Source organism: Hahella ganghwensis DSM 17046, from assembly GCF_000376785.1.
In the GTDB taxonomy this organism is placed as follows: Bacteria; Pseudomonadota; Gammaproteobacteria; order Pseudomonadales; family Oleiphilaceae; genus Hahella; species Hahella ganghwensis.
In genome coordinates this window covers 1-4,280 of the sequence record NZ_AQXX01000028.1, presented here as the reverse complement: position 1 = coordinate 4,280, position 4,280 = coordinate 1, and the positions used below count along the sequence as shown (strand labels likewise).

The window sequence follows — 4,280 nt, the reverse complement described above, 5'->3', positions numbered from 1 at the left end:
GCAGGATCGCTGAGGTTATAAAATAGCTGCATGCAGTGGACACGAAGCATGGTGGATAACGGATACGGAGGGCGGCCGTTCTCGCCCTTGGGTAATAGCGGGCGATCTTCTTTTCCATGCGTTTCCATGGGATCAGCTTATCCATTCGCTCCAGAAAGATTTCCCGGCGGGTCTTACGCTTCTTATTCTGGTATTCAGCTTCGGAGAAAGTCATCTGATCCATGGATAGTATTCCTGATGAGTGAAGTTGGCCGTATTATGACTGATTTGGGGAGTTATTCAGAGCCTCCTTAAAAATGATACAGAGCGCTTAGAAAAGCTCTTCGACCTTTATACAAAAATGACAACAAATTCCAAGAAGAAGGTATCCTGAAAATGACGGAACATAAATCCATCCCCTCTGTTTCAGTAAACTATGCCTGTAACGGCAGCTCAAAAAAATCCAATGAGCTGGGCATGCGCGTTATGCAGGAGCGAGCCTACGAAAAAAGGGGCGAGCAATACCTTCTGATTAAATCGCCGCCTGCGTCTGGAAAAAGCCGCGCATTGATGTTTATTGCACTGGATAAGCTGCATAACCAAAACATTAAAAAAGCCATCATCGTTGTGCCTGAAAAGTCCATTGGGGCGAGCTTTAACAATGAGCCGTTAAGCCAATATGGTTTCTATTGGGATTGGGAGGTAGCCCCAAAATGGAATTTATGTAATGCCCCCGGAGAGGATGGTGGCAAGGTTAATTCTGTTAGTGCGTTTTTGGAAAGTGAAGACAAAGTATTGGTTTGTACTCACGCCACATTCCGCTTTGCCGTTGACAAGTTTGGCATACCTGCTTTTGATGACTGCCTAATCGCTGTTGATGAATTCCACCACGTCAGTGCAAATCCAGATAATCGCTTAGGCGCACAATTAGGGCAATTTATTGCCCGTGACAAAGTGCATATCATCGCCATGACTGGCTCATATTTCAGAGGCGATGCTGAAGCAGTTCTATCCCCACAAGATGAAGCTAATTTCGATACAGTGACATATACCTATTACGAGCAGCTTAACGGCTACGAGTATTTAAAAACCTTGGATATTGGCTATTACTTTTATTCTGGTTCATACGCCGATGACATTCTGAGCGTATTAAACCCGAACGAAAAAACCATTATTCACATTCCCAACGTGAATTCCCGCGAAAGCACGAAAGACAAAATCAAGGAAGTGGAGCATATCATTGAAGAGCTAGGCAACTGGCTTGGCACAGACCCAGCCACAGGCTTTCACTTGGTACAAACGGCAGATAGACGTACGATCAAAATTGCCGATTTGGTAGATGATGACCCCAGCAAGCGCGACAAAGTAACTGCCTCGCTAAAACTACCTGAAGCAAAAAACAATCGCGATCATGTAGACATCATCATCGCGCTTGGTATGGCAAAGGAAGGCTTTGACTGGATATGGTGCGAACACGCCTTAACCGTAGGTTATCGCTCTAGCCTCACTGAAATTATTCAGATCATTGGTCGTGCCACGCGTGATGCCAAAGGCAAAACCCACGCACGCTTTACCAACCTCATTGCAGAGCCGGACGCTTCAGAGGAAGCCGTTACCGATGCCGTGAACGACACCTTAAAAGCCATTGCCGCCAGCTTACTCATGGAGCAGGTACTTGCCCCACGATTTAATTTCACACCTAAGAACGCACAAAGCGCTCCAGTAGAAGGCTTTGACTATGGCGAGAACGGCTACTACCCCAACGGCAATAACGTAGGTTTTAACGAATCTACAGGGCAATTTCAAATTGAGATTAAAGGGCTTGCCGAACCCAAAAGCCCAGATGCGCAGCGTATCTGTCAGGAAGATTTAAACGAGGTAATTACCGCCTTTGTGCAGGATAAAACCGCACTGGAGCGTGGCCTCTTCGATGAAGAAATGATTCCCGAAGAATTAACACAGGTTCGGATGGGTAAAATTGTTAAAGACAAATACCCAGAGCTGGATGACGAAGACCAAGAAGCCATTCGTCAACACGCTATTGCGGCCTTAAACCTTACCCAAAAAGCAAAAGAAATTGTCAACCAAGACAATGATACCGAACGTGGTGGCAGCACTGCTTTTGTGGATGGCGTAAGAAAGTTTGCTATGGATGTGCGCGACTTAGACATAGATTTAATCGACCGTATTAACCCCTTCAGTGAAGCCTACGCGATCTTGGCGAAATCCATGAGCGAGGAAAGTCTGAAACAGGTTGCCGCCGTTATCGCAGCCAAAAAAGTAACGCTGACAGAGGAAGAAGCGAGAGATTTGGTTGACCGTGCCATCAAATTCAAGAAAGAGCGTGGCCGATTGCCAGAACTGACTTCACCCGACCCGTGGGAAAAGCGCATGGCCGAGGGTATTGCTTTCCTTGCTCGAAAAGTAGCGGAGGAAAACAATGGCTGATACCAAAGAACGGAAATCCAATAAAGCATTACTTGAAGAGCTAGGTGTTGATATTACCCCAGCTAAAAAAGTCACCCATACCCCAAAAGAAGAGCGCATTATCGCAGGCTTTGAAGAGATACAGCGCTTTGTTGAAGAGCATGGACACCAACCACAGCACGGCGAAGATAAAGATATTTTTGAACGTCTATACGCCACGCGCCTAGACCGCATTCGTTCACTCGATGAATGTAAGAATCTAGTAGCAGCGTTAGACCATCAAGGTTTACTTACCGCCGAACATGCCATTGCTGAGCCTACAAAGGAATATAAAAGCGACGCGGAGCTTCTTGCGGAGCTAGGTGTAGAAGCCCCCAAAGAAAATGACGTGACCTTCCTGAAGCACGTTAAACCACGCGCCGAAGTACGAGCCGCAAAGGAAATTGCCAGCCGAACGCCTTGCACCGACTTCGACAAATTCAAACCTTTATTCGATCAAGTACAAGCTCAACTCACCCGTGGTTTACTCGAAGCCAAGATACTCAAAAACCAGAAAGGCCAAGCGACAATGGCGGAAATCAATCAGGGAGATTGGTTTATCGTCAACGGCCAGAAAGCCTATATCGCTGAGATCAGCAAAGAGCGCATTCACGGCTTCGACAAGAATGATTACAGGCTTCGAGTTATCTTTGACAACAAAACCGAGAGCGACTTACTTCTTCGTTCCATGCAAAAAGCCCTGTATGTGGATGATGCGAGCAGACGCATTATTTCACTCTCTGCTGGCCCACTATTCGATAGCATTGCAGGCGAAGAAGATACCGCCAGCGGAACAATCTATGTTCTTCGCAGCAGGTCAGATCACCCAACCATAGCCGAAAACCGTAAACTGATTCACAAGATAGGTGTAACATGCGGTAGCGTGGAAACACGCATTGCCAATGCTAAACAAGACCCAACCTATTTAATGGCAGACGTGGAAATTGTAGCAACTTACGAGTTGTACAATATCAGCCGAACAAAACTTGAAAATATCCTGCACCGTTTTTTTGCGAAAGCGAAACTGGAAATAGAGATCAAAGACAGATTTGGAAAGCCTGTTGTTCCGAGGGAGTGGTTCCTTGTTCCATTGTTTGTCATTGATGAAGTGGTTGAAAGAATTAAAGATGGAACGATTGGTGATTATCGTTATGATACGGAGTCAGCAGCTTTGATTATGAGCTAAATTTGTTCTAGGGAGAGTCTGAATAACCCCAAGGTTCTGAGGTAATTCAAACTCTCGACGATATATGGCCGAATATTCAGAGTGTTTTTCCGGCCATTTTGGATCCTACCCCCCTGTGGGGCGTCATCTGGGCTCACTGCCCCTATACCTGCAGCTCTTTCCTTGCCATCAGCAGATTGCTGAAGGCCGCCAACAGATAGAGCCGGCTCTTGTTCTTGGCCAAGCCTCGATAGCGGACTTTGTCGTAACCAAACACCTGCTTGATGTATCTGAACGGGTGTTCCACTTTAGCCCGGATACTGGCTTTGAGTGTCTCCATTCTTTGATGATCTTCACTCAATACCCGACGTTCACCTGGACGCCGCGCGATGAACCAGGCGACACCAGTTCGCTTCTGGTGTTCCTCCCGCTTCTGAATGCCTTGATAACCGGCATCGCCGAAGACGGAGTCTTCTTCTCCGTGCAGCAATTTGTCCGCAACGGTAATGTCATGAACATTCGCCCCAGTTGCTTCAAGGCTATGAATCAGCCCTCGGGCGCTGTCTACACCAATGTGCATCTTCATGCCAAAGTGCCATTCATTGCCCTTCTTGGTCTGACGCATTTCCGGATCACGTTGGCCACTTTGATTTTTGGTGGAACTCGGGGC

Annotated in this window: 3 protein-coding genes and 1 pseudogene; 2 read left to right on the top strand and 2 right to left on the bottom strand. The window is 46.9% G+C overall.

Translation table 11 applies throughout. The annotated features are described in order from the left end of the window. A pseudogene (locus tag F566_RS38095) lies at positions 1–223 on the bottom strand (hypothetical protein); the annotation flags it as partial. Positions 224–375: 152 nt separating this feature from the next. Here F566_RS38095 and F566_RS0100390 point away from each other — a divergent pair. Continuing rightward, a complete protein-coding gene (locus F566_RS0100390) occupies positions 376–2,427 on the top strand; it encodes a DEAD/DEAH box helicase (protein WP_020404996.1) in 2,052 nt (683 codons plus the stop codon). Beyond that, positions 2,420–3,631 (top strand): GIY-YIG nuclease family protein, encoded by a 1,212-nt coding sequence (locus tag F566_RS0100385; RefSeq protein ID WP_020404995.1) that lies wholly within the window; start codon positions 2,420–2,422, stop codon positions 3,629–3,631. Before F566_RS0100390 ends, F566_RS0100385 begins: the two co-directional genes overlap by 8 nt. A gap of 142 nt (positions 3,632–3,773) precedes the next feature. Here the strand turns inward: F566_RS0100385 and F566_RS0100380 are convergent. Then, a partial coding sequence (locus tag F566_RS0100380) for an IS5 family transposase (RefSeq protein WP_020404994.1) occupies positions 3,774–4,280 on the bottom strand: 507 nt, incomplete at its 5' end.